An 18,034-nucleotide genomic window follows, 5' to 3' on the forward strand; every position below is an offset into this window, starting at 1 on the left:
TAATTTAGGCTTTTCTGTACTGATGACTACAATGGCTGTAAATTAAATTTTAAAAGCTGATTGTCTTAATAGGCGTTATTTTTAACGTCTATGTCTTAGTGCAGAAATTTAGCCTAGTATTACCTATAAATTTTGAGCTAAAAATCTATTCTGGTATTTACTGAATAAGCATAATATACGCTTGTCTCTTCCTTATAGGAAAAATACGAGCACAAATTCCTATATGGTTAGAGTTTTTATTCAAGATATTTATGCTGTTTAAATGGATGAAGACAAGGGTTTAACACTTTGTCTCAATACATCATGATTTTTTTGGTATGTATAAGACTCATATTAAAAAACTCATGAAGTTTTTTCGTGCTTCCCTGTCTTCTTCTAGGCAAATAATTTCAGTAATCAAAACGGATTTATATATTTCGTCACCAGGTCAACAATTGACTTTTTTGCAAACATATTAGATTAACCAATAATTTCCAACAATCAAATGTCAAACCGCGTATCAGTCATCATCCCTGCATATAACAGCGCTAATTTTTTACCAGAAGCAATTGAGAGTGTACTCAAACAAACTTACCCTGTGTTCGAGATCATCGTAGTAGATGATGGTTCAACTGATGAGACCAAACAAGTTTGCGATCGCTACCCGACGATAAAATATATTTACCAAAGCAACCAAGGACTTATTGGAGCGCGTAATACCGGATTTGAAGCTAGTACAGGGGAATATATCCTCTTTCTGGATAGTGATGATACTATTCTTCCCGATGCTGTAGAAAGTGGTATCAATGCTATAACAGCTCATCCAGAAGCAGGGTTTGTATTTGGTAATTATGCCCTACAATCTCAAAACCCTGATGGTTCATATATAAATGAAGAAATATATGAAAATCATCAAGAAGTTGCTAATTATGAAAATATCCTAGCAGGCAAGATTAAACTGCAATGTGCCTGTATCCTGTTTCAACGTCAAGCTATAGAGTCTGTGGGAGCTTTTGATCCCAAGACCAAAGGCGCAGAAGATTATAATTTATATCTACGAATAGCCCGTGAGTTTCCTATATATGCTCATGGTCAATTAGTTTCTACTTATCGCTATCACGGTGGTAACGTCTCAGCTAATCCAGCAGCTATGCTGATTAATTCACTAAATGCTCATAGTCTGCAACTCGCGTTCATTCAGCAATCTGGGAACAAAGAATATGCAGCAGCTTATGAGCAGGGTAGACAAGCTTGGATTAAACTTTTTATCGAACGAATTCCCTACGAAATCAAACGGTTCATTCAATCTGAGAAATGGCTGGATGCTCTCGGATATTTACAATTACTATTGCATTACGATCCAAAATTAAAATTTGTCGATCAAAAAATCTACGAAATATCCTATCAAGCTCTACTTTCACAATTACGAGAACTACCTATTGAGTCGTCTCTTGCTTATTGGAAACAACAACTAGCAGGAGTAGCACCTTTATTATCATTACCAACCGACCGACCACGACCAGCCGAGCAACACTTCCAGGGCGCGGAACAATCCTTTATTATCTCTGAGAAATTAACAACAGCACTCAGCTTATTCAGCCAACAGGAAAATGTCAGTTTATTTATGACCCTGTTAGCAGCTTTTGACACCTTGCTCTATCGTTATACAGGCACAGAAGACATCATAGTCGGTTCTCCCTTGACTAACTACGAGGATTCAGAAGTTTTTGTGAATGCTGTAGCTCTCCGCACCGATATGTCTGGAAATCCCAGTTTTCATAACTTACTTCAGAGAGTGCAGAACGTAGTTGCAGATGCGACTCTTCATCAACAAGTTCCTTATTTGTTATTACTAGAAGAATTAAACATTCCCAGAGATTCCAGCTATTCACCTTTATTCCAAGTATTGTTGATTATTGAGGACGATGTTTCCTTTGAAAAGATTGAGCTTTCTAGTTTAAGTGCATGTCCTTGGATAGTAGACAATAACGCTCTCCAGTATGATTTAGTTTTATATTTAAAACCCACCAATAACGGACTAGCAGGTAAGTGGGTATATAACACAGACTTATTTGATAGCATCACCATTGAGCGGATAAATGGGCATTTCCACAATTTACTGCAAAGCATTATTGCTAACCCTCGACAGCCTATTTCTGGGTTAACAATACTCACCGATGAAGAAAGACAAAAATTACTATTTCAATGGAACAATACTCAAATCCAATATCCCCAAGATAAATGTATTCATCGCTGGTTTGAGGAACAAGTTGAACGTACACCAAATGCAGTCGCAGTGGTGTTTGAAAAACAGCAACTTACCTATAGGCAATTAAATAACAAGGCAAATCAATTAGCCAATTATTTAATTACTTTGGGAGTCAAAGCAGATACTTTTGTCGGCATCTGTGTAGAGCGTTCCCTAGATATGATAGTCGGGATTTTAGGAATCCTAAAAGCAGGTGGGGCTTATGTACCTTTAGATCCCAAAAATCCCCAAGACCGCTTGGAATACATTTTGACTAATGCCCAAGTGCAAATCTTAGTAACGCAGTCAGCACTAGTAAATATTTTTCCTGTTTGCGAACAGATGATTTGTTTAGATACTGACAATGAGAAAATTGCTCAATATTCTGACAACAACCCTATCGTCAGTGTCCAGAGTCATAATATCGCTTACATTATTTATACTTCTGGCTCTACAGGCAAGCCCAAAGGTGTATTAGTCAGTCATTACAATGTGGTGCGTTTATTCACAGCCACAGAATCTTGGTATCACTTTAATGAAAGGGATGTATGGACTCTATTTCACTCCTTCGCCTTTGATTTTTCTGTGTGGGAAATATGGGGTGCTTTACTCTATGGAGGGCGTGTTGTAATTGTTCCCTATTTGGTAAGTAGAGATACAGAAGCATTCTACAATTTATTAGTTTCTGAACAAGTTACTGTCCTTAACCAAACACCATCAGCTTTTTATCAGTTAATTGAAGCCGATAAACTTGCCAACTCCAGAGATGAATTGAGTTTGCGGCTGGTTATTTTTGGTGGTGAAGCACTCAACTTGTCTAACTTGCAGCCTTGGTTTGAGAGACATGGAGATAAATCTCCCCAGTTAGTGAATATGTACGGAATTACAGAAACTACTGTTCATGTCACTTACCGTCCTTTAACTTTAGCGGATGCTCAAGCCACCAGCAGTTTAATTGGTCGTCCGATTCCTGATTTACAAGTCTACCTTTTGGATCAATATCTCCAACCTGTACCTATTGGTGTGTGGGCAGAAATGTATGTTGGTGGTGCGGGAGTAGCACAAGGATATTGGCAGCGAGATGAACTAACTAAAGAAAGATTCATCAAACATCCTTTTAGTGATGACCCTAATGCCCGTCTTTACAAAACTGGAGATTTAGCGCGTTACTTGAGTGATGGTAGTCTTGAGTACATTGGGCGTATAGATAATCAGGTAAAAATTCGGGGATTCCGGATTGAGTTGGGAGAAATAGAGTCTGCATTAAGCCAACACCCTGCTATCAATCAAACGGTAGTGACGGTGTATGAAGATAGGCCAGGAGATAAACGTTTAGTAGCTTACCTAGTCCCTAATCAGGAACAACAACCAACAATTAATGACCTGCGGGATTTCCTTTCCCAACAATTGCCAGATTATATGATTCCTTCAGCTTTTGTCATGCTGGAGACTCTACCACTCACATCCAACGGCAAAGTTGACCGCAAAGCTTTACCTGCACCCAATAGAAAGATTGAACGTCAAGATCACACTACTCCCACAAGTGAGCGATCGCAATTCCATCCAGTAAGTCCAAAACCCCAAAATGAAATCGAGAAACTCCTGACTACTATTTGGCAAGAAGTTTTAACCATTGATGAAATTGGCATTGATGATAATTTCTTTGAGCTAGGAGGTCATTCTTTACTCATAGCTAAATTGAGAAACAAAATTGTAGAAGTATTAGGAATACAAATCTCTATCGTTGATGTATTTCAATATTCAACTATCCGCAGTTTAGCCCAATGTTTATTAGAGCGGAATCTAGCTCCAACACCAAGCACGACACCAAACAATCAATACAAGTCTAACTCTGACGTAATAGAGCCAGCAGTATCAACAAAATTGCACAAAGATATTGCAATTATCGGTATGGCTGGTCGTTTTCCTGGTGCTGCCAATATCAATGAATTTTGGCAAAATCTTCGGGATGGAGTGGAATCTATTGCTCAATTGTCAGATGAAGAGTTAAGCGCTTTGGGAGTAGATTCTAGCTTATTAAACAATCCGAACTATATCAGAGCCGCGGCAATTATTCCTAAAATTGCAGAATTTGATGCTGCTTTCTTTGGCTATTCTCCCAGAGAAGCCCAAGTTATAGATCCTCAGCAAAGAATTTACCTAGAGTGTGCTTGGTCAGCACTAGAAGATGCTGGTTATCAACCAGATAGTCATCGTTACACCATCGGTATTTATGGAGGTGTAGCTCCCAGCAATTATTTATTGAACAATATTTTACAGAATGACGATCTGGCCGAAGGTCGTTTGGTAGAGTCAGCCTCATGGTTACAAGCATTTATCGGCAATAGTACAGATTTTCTCAACACAAGGGTAGCTTACAAACTTAATCTCACAGGGCCAGCAATTAATCTGCAAACAGGCTGTTCTACCTCTTTAGTGGCTATCCACATGGCTTGTCAAAGCTTATTAAGGGGAGAATGTGATATGGCGCTGGCTGGTGGTGTTTCCCTACAGCAAAAGACTGGTTATGTATATGAAGAGGGGATGGTTTTCTCTCCCGACGGTCATTGTCATGCATTTGATGCGGAAGCCAAAGGTATGGTTGCTGGCGATGGTGTGGGGATTGTCGTCCTTAAACCATTACAACAGGCGATCGCAGATGGAGATCATATTTACGCCACAATCAAAGGTAGCGCCATCAATAATGATGGCAACTTAAAAGTTGGCTTTACGGCTCCTGGTGTTGATGGTCAAGCTACAGTAATTGCTGCTGCACACAGAGATGCAGGAATTGAACCGGAAACTATTACTTATATAGAAACACATGGTACTGGTACTCCATTAGGAGACCCCATTGAAGTTGCTGGTCTGACTCAAGCTTTTCGTCTCAAAACAGATAAAACAGGCTACTGTGCTATTGGTTCAGTCAAAACTAATGTTGGACATTTGAACACAGCCGCAGGTGTGACTGGTTTTATCAAAACAGCTTTGGCACTGAAACATCAACAGATACCGCCTAGCCTCAACTTTGAAAAACCTAACCCGGAGATTGATTTTACTCATAGTCCTTTCTACGTCAACACTAAACTTTCCGCATGGGAACGCAATGGTTCTCCCCGTCGTGCGGGAGTCAGTGCTTTTGGTTTTGGTGGGACAAATGCTCATGTAGTGTTGGAAGAGTGGGATGCTTCTACAAGCAAGTCCAAAGTCAAAGCTAAAAACTCCCAAGAATTATTAGTTTTATCAGCTAAGACTGCTTCGGCTTTAGATACCGCAACTCTGAATTTAGCTAATTACTTACAACAAAACCCAGACATTAACCTAGCTGATGTTGCCTATACTCTAGGTATTGGTCGTGTAGGCTTTAACCATAGGCGCATCGTTGCGGTTAGTGATATTGAAGATGCTGTTAATGCTCTAAATACTAGAGACAAAAAACGAGTTTTTACTAATTCTGGTAAAATTAAACCTCGTTCTGTAGTATTCATGTTCTCCGGACAGGGTTCTCAATATGTAAATATGGCGCGGGAACTCTATGAAACAGAAGCTTATTTCCAAGAACAAGTTGACTTGTGCTGTGAAATTTTACAACCACATTTAGGTTTTAATTTACGCGATGTTTTGTATCCCAATGCAGAAGAAATTGCCACCGCCACAGTCCAACTAACTCAAACAGCTACTACCCAACCTGCATTATTTGTCATTGAATACGCGATCGCTAAATTATGGATGAAATGGGGTGTTATCCCTGTAGCCATGATTGGTCATAGTATTGGCGAATATGTAGCAGCCACATTAGCCGGAGTCTTTTCTTTAGAAGATGCTTTAGCTTTAGTTGCAGCCAGAGGTCAACTCATGGAGTCTATGCCTCCTGGTTCAATGTTAGCTGTGCCTCTACCAGAACATGAAGTCCAACCATTATTAGTAGGAACTTCCCTACAAATTGCAGTTATCAATAGTCCTGCTAATTGTGTAGTTTCAGGAACAAAACCAGCAATAGAAGCATTTGCTAAACAGTTAGCAGAAAAAGAAATTGAAGGACGGTTGTTGCATACTTCCCATGCCTTTCATTCGCAAATGATGGCAGAAATATTAGAACCTTTTACAGATAAGGTGAAACAAATTCGCCTGAATGTGCCAAAAATTCCCTTTGTTTCTAATGTAACTGGAACTTGGATCACGGTTGAAGATGCTACCAACCCCAATTATTACGCTCAACATCTGCGTCAAGCTGTACGCTTTGCTGATGGTGTAAAACAATTCTTTGAAAACCCAGAGCAAATTTTATTAGAAGTCGGGCCAGGAAGGACATTAAGTACTCTAGCTCAACGCCATCCCGATAAACCAAAAGAGCAAATTACTCTGACTTCAGTTCGTCATCCTCAAGATGAATATTCTGATGTGAGTTTCTTGCTAAATAATCTCGGTCAAATGTGGTTAGCGGGTTTAGAGATAAATTGGTCAGCTTTTTATAGTGAACAGCCACATTATCGTCTTCCGTTACCTACTTATCCTTTTGAACGGAAACGCTATTGGATTGAACCATCAAAGCAGACGCAAAAAATTCAACCCTCAGCCACAAAATCACTAGATATTTTTGATGAATCTGAAGTTGATAAATCCTTAAAAACTGAGACTAGCTCTGAGCAATTATCACCACAAACTGAACTAATTCAAACACCCCAAGAACAGCTAGAACAAACTATTATCAACATCTGGCAACAAGTTTTGGGTATCGATAACATTGGACTTGATGATAATTTCTTTGAATTAGGTGGTGATTCCTTAGTTGCAGTTCAACTGCTATCTAAGCTCAGAAAAAATATTGACCTCAAAGCATATTCTGGACTAGAACTATCTTTAGATCAGCTATTTAAAACGCCTACCATAGCTGAACTATTGGCAACTCTAACCATTGCAAAAACTGATAACCTAGCTTCTACAGACTCTCAAGCGTTGGCAATTCGCCCCAGAGCAAATAGAGACTCAGCTTTGTTATCTTATCCCCAACAAAGTTTGTGGTTTTTGCATCAATTAGAACCAAATAGGTCAGATTATCATATTTCCCAAGCCGTACACTTAACTGGCACGTTGAATGTGGAGGCTTTGCAGCAATCCTTAGATGCGATAGTCGTTCGTCATGAAGTATTAAGAACAAACTATATCAGTGAAAATGGCGAACCTATTCAGGTAATTAGTCCTCCACGACCAGTAGAATTACAAATCATTGACTTACAAGACTGTCCGCAATCAGAGCAAGAAACAGCAGTAAAAGAGTACTTAAACCAGGAAACTCAGCGAATTTTCCACTTATCAGAAGACTTAATGCTGCGGGGTTGCTTGCTGAAAATAGCCGCAGAGGAGCATATCCTGCTGTTAGTCACGCAGCACATAGCCACAGATGGCGAATCAATGGCGGTAATCTCCAAAGAATTGAAAGCACTATATACGGCATTTTGTAATGGCGAGTCGCCAAAATTAGCAGAGTTACCTATCCAGTACGGGGACTTTGCAATTTGGCAACAAGAATGGTTACAAGGAGAAGTTTTAGAATCCTTACTGGGGTATTGGCAAAAACAAATGGTAGGCGCACCAGCCTTATTACCATTACCGACAGATAGACCAAGACCAGCAGTACAAACATATCGAGGTAGTTCGCACTACTTTACCCTATCTCATGAACTCATCCAAGGTTTGAGTTTATTGAGTCAGAAAGAAGGTGTGACCTTATTCATGACTCTGTTAGCAGCATTTGACATCTTGCTTTATCGCTATACAAATAGTGAAGATATTGTAGTAGGTGTACCCTTTGCTAACAGAAACCGCCAGGAAATAGCCGGCTTAGTAGGCTTTTTTGTGAATACTTTAGCGATGCGAACTCCTGTGTCTGGGGAACTGAGTGTTCAGGAATTATTGGGTCGGGTCAAAGAAGTGACTTTGGGAGCTTATACTCATTCTGACTTGCCCTTTGAGAAACTGGTAGCAGAATTACATCCGCAACGAGACTTAAGTTATTCACCATTATTTCAAGTACTTTTAGTCTTTGCTGATAATCCCTTCTTACAAAATCAAGAGCTTCCTGGTTTAAAGTTAAGTGAATATTCTGTAGAAAAGAACACAGCACAGTTTGATTTGACTTTATTCTTAATCACATCCAAGAACGAAGAGGGTTTGAGGTGTGAATGGGAATATAATACCGATTTGTTTGATAGCGACACAATTAGCCGCATGGCAGCAAATTTTGAAGTGTTGCTGACAGCAATCGTAGCTAATCCCCAACAAGCAATTTCTGAGTTACCGCTACTAACAGCACTAGAAAAACAAAAGTTATTAGTAGACTGGAACGACACTCAGACAGATTATCCCCAAGATAAATGTTTGCCTCAGTTATTTGCAGAACAAGTAGAAAAAACTCCGGATGCGATCGCAGTCGTATTTGAAGAGCAAAAACTTACTTACCGAGAGTTAAATAATCGGGCAAATCAACTAGCACATTATTTGCGAAAGCTGGGAGTGCAACCGGATGTAGGAGTAGGTATATGTGTAGAACGCTCCCTAGAGATGGTAGTTGGATTATTAGGCATTCTCAAAGCTGGGGGAGCTTATGTACCTTTAGATCCAGCTTATCCCAAAGATAGATTGAGTTTCATGCTCAAAAACTCGCAAGCAACTGTGCTGGTGACGACAAAAAATTTAGTGGCAGAATTGCCAACACATGAGACAAAAGTTGTTTGTTTAGATAGTAACTGGAGTGATATTAACCAAGAAAGTCAAGACAATTTAGTGACAGGGGTTAAAGCAGAAAATCTTGCTTATGTAATACATACATCAGGTTCCACAGGAATGCCAAAAGGGGTAGCGATGACTCAGATTGCCCTTTGTAATCTCATCTTGTGGCAAATAGAAAATACCACAGTTTTAGGTGAAGCAAAAACTCTGCAATTTTCGCCCATCAGCTTTGATGTCTCCTTCCAAGAAATGTTCTCTACTTGGTGTTCAGGCGGAACATTAGTGTTGATTGCAGAGGAATTACGCCGCGATCCATTAACTTTATTAAACTTACTTGATCAACAAGCTGTTAATAGACTATTTCTGCCCTTTGTAGCCTTACAACAACTAGCAGAAGTAGCAGTTACAGCTAAATTATTCCCCCTACATCTGCGAGAAGTTATTACTGCTGGTGAACAATTGCAAATTACCCCTGCCATTCAGGAATTTTTTACACAGGTCACAAATTGCACCTTACACAATCACTATGGCCCATCGGAAAGCCATGTAGTCACCACTTTTACCTTAGATAATTCAGTCCAGAATTGGCCAAAACTACCACCAATTGGTAAAGCGATCGCCAATACTCAGATATATATTCTTGACTCTCGTATGCAACCAGTGCCCATCGGTGTAGCTGGGGAGTTGTATATTGGCGGTGATTGTCTAGCTAGAGGTTATCTCAATCGGGACGATTTAACATCAGCGAGATTTATTGCCAATCCCTTGAGCAATGATCCAAATGCACGGCTTTATAAAACTGGGGACTTGTGCCGTTATTTGAGTGATGGCAACATTGAATATCTGGGACGCATAGATAATCAAGTCAAAGTTCGCGGATTCCGCATCGAATTGGGAGAGATAGAAGCTTTATTAAGCCAACATCCAGACATAGCTCAGGTAAGCATCATTGTTCGTGAAGATATTCCTGGTGATAAACGCTTAGTAGCCTATTTTGTTCCTCATCAAGAACCTGCGCCTACTAGCAGCGAATTACGGCATTTCTTGCAGCAAAAATTACCAGATTATATGCTGCCTGCTGCTTTTGTGATGCTAGAGTCTTTACCACTAACTCCCAGTGGCAAAGTAGATCGCCGCGCCTTACCTGCAATAGACAACATCAGGCAAGGGACAGAAGCTACTTTTGTCGCTCCCCAAGAAGAATTAGAAGTGCGGCTGACGAAAATTTGGGAAGATGTTTTAAATGTGCGACCTATCGGCATTAAAGATAACTTTTTTGAATTAGGTGGTCATTCGCTGTTAGCTGTACGCTTGTTTGCGGAAATAGAGAAGATGTGCGGTCAAAAACTGCCTTTGGCTACTCTCTTCCAAGCACAGACAATTGAGCAGCTAGCTAGTGTTCTTCGCGAATCAGGCTGGTCAGCGCCGTGGTCATCGTTAGTACTAATTAAACCCGGCGAACAAAAACCACCTTTATTTTGCGTTCATCCCGTTGGTGGCAACATTCTAGAGTATCAGGCGGTGGCACGTTATCTTGACCCAGATCAACCCGTTTATGGCATACAAGCTGTAGGCTTAGATGGGAAACAACAGCCGCTACGAAGGGTTGAAGATATGGCTCAACACTATATCGAAGCAATTCGCTCCGTTCAGCCAAATGGCCCTTATTTTCTAGCAGGTTATTCTTTTGGTGGACTAGTTGCTTTTGAAATGGCGCGACAATTAAATGCTCAAGGACAGAATGTTGCACACTTAGCATTATTTGATCGTAGCGCTCCCAACTTTGTCAGCATTCGTCCATCATTGTTGCAATGTATCCAGATTCATTTAAATAATATCTGGCAGCTTGAGCATAAAGACAGGTGGAATTACATCAAAGCTCGGGTACTCTACCGCTCTGGTCAAGTAAATTATAAGCAAGGATTACTAGAGGGATTATCTGAACTACAAACTCTCACTCCCCAATACTTAAATTTGATTGACTGTAACGAACAAGCAGCCGAAGATTACAAACCCCAGGGAATTTATCCCGGTAACGTCTCTCTGTACCGTTGCAAAATTCAACGTCCACAAGAAACACTCTCGGCTGATTTCGGTTGGAGCAATTTAGTAGCTGGAAATGTAGAAATTCTTGATATTCCAGGTGAACACTATGGGATGTTAAGAGAACCTCGTGTGCGAATTTTGGCGGAAATTCTGCAGCGTTGTCTCAAGCAAGCAAATCAATTTGTGATGTAGAGGAATTAAGGGCATGGCAGTGCCCATACGTGTCAACTTAAGCTAAAAGCTATATACGGCGCGTGTTGTACAAATACCTCGCGCCCTCATCCCCTAACCCCTTCTCCCGCAGGAGAAGGGGAACTAAATCTCTTGCTCCCCTCTCCTGGTGGGAGAGGGGCTGGGGGTGAGGGCAGAACGTTGTCGCCAAGCGGGTTTCACGTTAAGTTGACACCTATGGGCACTGCCATGCCCCTACCTGCATACCTGATTTACGTGAAATAGGCTGTATCTAAAATCACTATGGGACTTCCAGAAAATAAATTATCCAATATACTCCAAGACTATATTTCTTTCTCCCCCCTGCTCCCTGCTCCCTGCTCCCCTGCCAACAAAGCGATAGTATATTTTTTTAGTTGGAAGTCTCTATGTACTAAATTGGGCGCTCTAGTTGAGTAAACTTTCCAAATTGGGAACATCTACCCAACTTCCGGTTTTATGAGATTGATGGGATAAATCCATCAATAATTGCGAATAAACTCCTTCTCGCAGCGATGGGACTAGTTGTTGCTGGCGGTCAATTCCTTGTACCCATTGGTCTACAACACGGATAAATGCGGAAATGCGTCCATCGGCGTGATTGTGGGGAAACAGTAAATTTGATGGAATCTCGATTTCAGTTAAGGCTGTACCTAGTTGAGAACCCCAAACCCGGAAACCGTGGATATAGTCTTTTTGATTTTCGCTACCTAAGACTAAAGTACCGCGATCGCCATACACTTCTAGCCAATGTGTTCTTGGTGCGTGAACAACTGCACTAATGGTAAGTTGGCAAGGTGTACCATCAGCTAATTCTAACGACAGCACACAAGTATCATCTGTCTCCACTGGCTTGCTTTCACCGCTAGCAGGGTCAATACGTGTGGGAATGGCGGTACTCAAATGGGCGCTTAATCGGCGTACTGGGCCAAATAGCCAGTAAATATAATCAAAGGCGTGGGAACCTAAAGAACCTAATGCACCGCCTCCCTTATCTTCTGAAGAATACCAATTCCAAGGGCGGGAAGCATCTGCACGAGAGGAACCTAACCAATCAATTCTAATCAGACGTTTGTTGCCTACATAATCTGCTGATAATAGTTGTGAAAATTTCTGCCATCCTGGGACAAAGCGAAATTCAAAATCTACAGTTGCAATTACGCCTTTTTGCTGCGCTAATTGATAAAGTTCTTGGGCTTCAGTTACGTTTAAAGTTGTGGGTTTTTCTAGTAATAAATGTTTGCCTGCTTGCAGTACTGCTTTTGCCATTTCATAATGCAAAAATGGTGGGGTAGCAATACTAACCGCTTGGACTTCTAGCAAGTTGACAATGTCTGTAATGTTATCACAGGCATGGGGAACATCATGAGCTTGGGCGATCGCTTTGGCTTTATTAATATCGCGATGGTAAATAGCTACTACTTCAGTGCGATGATGTGCTTTGAACCCAGGAATATGGACTTTTTGCCCAAATCCTGTACCCACAATTGCCACGCCAATCTTTTTTTGAGGATGTAATGTAGAAACCATATATATCAATAATTCACCAAATTTTATTTTTAACTAAATTACGGCACAAGATAAAAACTCAAATCAAAAAAGCCCTAGCATCATCAAATCTAAGGCTTCAAGTTGGTGAATTTTTGGTAATATTTTAGACATTTTTTACTTGAACTTGCGGTTTTAGTACAAAACAACTGTACTACAGAAAGCCTTGGCATTGTTGATTATAGGGGTGAATGTCTCACACTGCAGCGAAAGCATTCTGACTTATTACAGTAGAGATGGCGTTAAAGCTATGCAATAACGCCATCTCTACAAATTGTATTTCGATTAACTAAGCTTTAGTAGCTAAAGCTTAGTTATCTATTTGCTGGTAACTGTTGAGGAATGGAAAGAGGTTTGAATGGCTTGAATGTGTTGATATCTACGCAGTTGGTATTATCCAACTTCACTCTTAGTTCAGTACTGAAAGTAACTAGCTGCTCGACTAAAGCTTGGCGGTCTGTTAAACAGCCTTTAATAGCCATTAATTCGCCCAAAGTCCATTCATAGAGATGTCTGTCGGCGTTGTTAATAATCACAGTCAATTCGTTTCTAATTCTCAAGATTTGGTTGAGAAGTTCGTCCACCTTGACGTTAATAACATTCGCTATTCGGAGATTGAATGTATCGTTGTCGCCAATAATGTTGATTAGTTCATTAACGTACTGTCTCACCAGAGTGATAAATGACTGATTCCACTCATTGCGGACATTCTCAAGCTTGATGTCAACATCTTTGTAGACATTGTTAATCTTGTTGTTAATTTCATTACTGTTGACAACGAAATTCAGAATTCTGTTGTTAATTTCATTGCTATTGATTACAACATTTTCAATCTTTTGGTGAATTTGAGAATTATCTACCAAGATATTCTGAATCTTCTGGGTTATTTGGTCATTATCAAAAATTTGATTAATGACAACTTTGTTGTTGGTGACATTGTGCTGTAACCTCTGATCAAAGTACTGATTTAATACGTCATTATTATTGACAATGTTTTGAGTAATTAACTTGACGTAATTTTGTACTTTTTGCTCGTAAGTAATGTCAATTTGCTGACTGACGTACTGATTAATCTCAGCATTATTATGCACAATGTTCTGAGTAATCAATTTGATGAATGCCTCTCTACCACCAATGATGTTAATCAGTTCATCAACTCGATGTGTCACTAAACTGATAAATGTTTCGTTCCATTCGTTGCGGATATTCTCAATTTTGCTGTTGATTTCAGTACTGTTAGCAACGATATTCACAATATTGTGATTGATTTCAGTGTTGTGATTGACAGTTTGCTGTAGACGTTGTTCAACGTAATTGTTGAGCACATCATTATCGTTGATAATGTTCTGGGTAATCACTTGAATGTGATTTTGGATTTTTTGCTCAAAGCTATTATCGATTACTTGGCTAAAGTATTGGCTCAGTTCACTATTATCAGTGATGAGATTCTGAGTAATTAGTTGGATGTTGTTACGTATTTTTTGTTCAAAGCTTTGCTCTACATGTTGGTCAATGTAGCGGTTAAGTTCCTGCTTATTGATGATGTTGCTGATAATTATTTCAATATTGTTACGTACCTTTTCCTCAAAGCCTTGGTCTATTTGCTGATTGACGTAATTATTAATTACGGTATTATTCGCAACAATATTCTGGGTAATTGCGTTGATGTTGTTTTGGATCTTCTGCTCGAAGCTTTGGTCAACTTGCTGATTGACATGGTTGTCAATGTACTGATTGAGTTCCTGCTTATTGATGATGCTGTTGATGATTAATTCAACGTTATTGTTAATTTTTTGCTCAAATGTTTGGTCAACTTGCTGATTAACGTGCTGGTCAATATATTGGTTAAGTTCTTGCTTGTTAACAAGATTATTGATGATTAAGGAAACGTTGTTACGTACTTTTTGCTCGAAGGTTTGGTCAACTTGCTGGTTAACGTGCTGGTCAATATATTGGTTAAGTTCTTGCTTGTTGACCAGATTGTTGATAATTAAACCAACATTATTACGTATTCTTTGCTCAAAGGTTTGGTCAATTTGCTGATTGACATGGCGGTCAATATACTGATTGAGTTCCTGCTTGTTGACAATGTTGTTGATAATTAAACCAACATTGTTACGTATCCTCTGCTCAAAGGTTTGGTCAACGTATTGGTTAATTTGTTGGTTAATTTTATTTGATATCTCAATGTTGATTTTATCTTCTACAAGCTTGTCTAAATAGCTAGACCAGCCTTGTAAATGCTGGTTGAGGCTAAACTCCATCTGCTGTAGATAAGCATCCATCGAAAATCGGACTTTTGCGATTTCTACAGATAGGTTCTTAAAGTGCTTCTCGTAATTCTTTAAAAGCCACTGTTCCAGCTGATCCCAATATTTAGCTTCTAGAGTGACATCAGTTTCATCTATAACTTTGATAGATGAAGTAATCTGTTGTAACTGCTGCTCCCACTTCTTCTTAAATTCTTCTTCATTAATACGGAAGGTGAACTCTCTTCCAGAACCCACACCTACTGCTTCACGACTTCCAGAACCACCACCATTACCATTAATAGTAGTAACAGTCTCGGTCGTCACATTTGTCACAGAGCCATTGGTAACAATTTTTTCCTGCTTTTGATATCTTTCAGCTAATTCAGCAGCATTAATTGGCTCTATTGCGAGAATAATTTGTCCTTCGTTATCTTCCTTGTAGGTGTCAAAAAATAACCCTGTTAATGTAGTTTTTTCTTTGATTTCTAACACTACTTCATCTTTCAGACCATTCAATGAAAGCCAAGTTTCTCGTACTTCAATGCCAGTCAGTTTAGTAATAGTTCTTCCACCTTTCAGCCACATTAAAGCCCAAGGTTCTATATTAAACTTCTTATTATCTGACCAATAGCTGGCATTGCCTTCACGAATCTTGATGCGGTAATTACCTGGGGCTAACTCAACAAAATTAGCACCGTATTGTTTGAGACTAGACAAATGCTTCTCATCCAAGACATAACAATTGCGTTTGCTGTCAACTGTTAAAGTCTGAGGATTGAAATAGGGCTTGTTACTGTTAATAGTAAGATTAATTGCACCACTATTATCAGCATTATTCAAATCAAAGAATAAGGCATTGAGGACTGCTTTTTCCTTGACTACTAACTTTAGGCTATCGTTATAGCCATTGAGAGTTGTCCAGGTTGCACCTACTTCAAACCCCGTATTTTGGTTAATAAATGTACTACCATCGACACCATATATCCAAAGTAGAACGAAAGGCTCACCTTCTGTTTTTGTGTTGGCATAACTATAGCTACCACTAGTAATTCTGATGTCGTAACTGCCTTTCTCAAAAACATATGAACTGGCAACATTTTGTTGCAGGTGGTTCATTTGGTTGGCATCGATAACGTAACAATTCTTTTTGGTGTCGATGGTTAAAATAGTCATACTTTCTTCCTTGACATTTTTAATTTCTTGCGAAACCTTTGCCTTTTCAGATTCTTCTTCTGACTTCCCTTTTGAGGTAACTGCTGTAGTTGCTGCGGTAACTGGTTGATAAATACTGATACCTGCCCAACGTCCCACAGGTTCGGTGATCGCAACTAATGTTCCTTTACCGGTTTTAGTATCAATACGGATTAATTGACCGTCTTTACCTAAGTTGAAGAAGTTGCCAGTTACGCCATATAAAACATCACCAACAAATTCCATACTGGCAACATCAGCAAAACCAGTATCGCCAATATGTTTAACTTCACCGGTATCAAGGTTTGTACTGGCTAATAACTTTTTCTTCTCGTAACCAATCAAGGTAATGTAAGCTTTGCCATCAGCATCAAAGGCAACTTCGCCACAGTTGTAGTCTTTATCTGCTACTGTGGCTGCGGGTGTACCTTTACCTGTTTGGAGATTAATCGCAATTAGTTGTTTGGCTGTTGTAGCGTAGAGGGTTTGGCGTTGGCGATTATATGCTAAACCAGCTGCAGCAAAACCAATATCACCAATTGCGATCGCATCACCTGAATTTAGATCAATTTTGACTAGTCGAGTTTTGTCGCCTTCGCGATCCAAGCCATATAGTTCGGAACCAACAAAAGCAATATCAGAAACTTCTGTAACTATCTCACCGATAAAAGTAGCTTTACCTGTAGCTAAATCTAGAGTATAGAGTTTGCTTAATTCATTGGAGACGCAATCTTGGATATAAACTGCCCCTGATTGGAGTTTGATAGTTGTAGCTGGATTTAAATGTTGAACTGTACGACTACCACAAATAACTTTTTCTAAGACAGCACTAAAACCATTGATCGTATCTTTATCTGTAAAAGATTGCCCTCCTGTTGAGGCTGCAACTCTGGCGTATTCGCTTTTGATTCCTGCTTGATGCTTGCTATTAGAAGTTCCAAAATAAGTATGAACAGTAACTTTTGCTTTTTGTGCTGTTTGGATCGAATTATCAGCTGCTTTAATATCTTTTTGCTCTGTTTTATCTCCACCGCCTTCTAGTGCTTCATCACCGAGATAAAAGATTGCTCTTAGTGCATCTTTGCGCCAATCAAAGTAGTCGCAGATATCTTCAATGGCGCGTGCCGCATCTTCTTGCGCTCCTGCAGATTTGAGTTCACCTCTTTTTCTACCCCGAAGCTTCGATTCTGATACCTTAACTTTTTGAGTTAGATAAGTTCTGATAGTTTGGTCGAAGTTTGTCCCTTTCCAAATACCTTCTATACCTAACCAAACTACTCTTAAATCGGAAGGACAACTAGATTTAGCTTTAGCAATTGCACTAGCAGCAGCATCACTTAAAGCTTGGGCTTCATCTCTCATCGAAGGGCTAGTATCGATGACAATTACTAAATCAACAGCAGGTGTAGAATTTGCTTGTTTATTCATTCTGATTTCCCTTTTTTTCTTCTTGAGGAAACTGAATAATTTCATATTTGCAGAGGTTTACGATTTCAACATAAAGGAATTGAAACCCAAGCAGTAGACAGAAATCTTGTAGATAAGTTTGATGGGAACACTTAATGCTTGTGTTTAGTCAAACACACCTAACTAGATAATTACAAGGTTATAAATGTCATAAATTTATCTTTAATGTTAAATATTTTGACGTATATACATATAAGTACAATTTTGTAAATATCTACAAATACGTAATTTAGCTGCCTTTATGTCATAGAAATTACTTTGCTGCATACAAGTGTTGCTAAGTCAATGACTAAAAATCATATTTAATTGCAGAATAAAATTAATTAGTATTAAAAAATTAAATCTAAATTATTTGTTAAAACTA

General features: G+C 39.3%; 3 protein-coding genes. 1 reads left to right on the top strand and 2 read right to left on the bottom strand.

The window, feature by feature from the left end; genetic code table 11:
* The first annotated feature begins 484 nt into the window (after nucleotides 1-484).
* Nucleotides 485-11,194, top strand: coding sequence for a hybrid non-ribosomal peptide synthetase/type I polyketide synthase (locus AACU25_RS20320; protein WP_096578712.1), 10,710 nt, complete (start codon nucleotides 485-487; stop codon nucleotides 11,192-11,194).
* 426 nt (nucleotides 11,195-11,620) lie between these two features.
* On the opposite strand, the gene AACU25_RS20325 is transcribed toward AACU25_RS20320, so the two are convergent.
* Complete coding sequence (locus AACU25_RS20325) at nucleotides 11,621-12,742, bottom strand: Gfo/Idh/MocA family protein (protein WP_096578714.1); 1,122 nt, start codon at nucleotides 12,740-12,742, stop codon at nucleotides 11,621-11,623.
* A gap of 332 nt (nucleotides 12,743-13,074) precedes the next feature.
* The gene (locus AACU25_RS20330) at nucleotides 13,075-17,631 is read right to left on the bottom strand and encodes a hypothetical protein (RefSeq protein ID WP_190446067.1); all 4,557 of its coding nucleotides are present in this window, start codon (nucleotides 17,629-17,631) and stop codon (nucleotides 13,075-13,077) included.
* Nucleotides 17,632-18,034: the final 403 nt, after the last annotated feature.

The sequence above is a fragment of the Tolypothrix tenuis PCC 7101 genome (assembly GCF_963874875.1).
GTDB classification, from domain to species: domain Bacteria; phylum Cyanobacteriota; class Cyanobacteriia; order Cyanobacteriales; family Nostocaceae; genus Aulosira; species Aulosira tenue.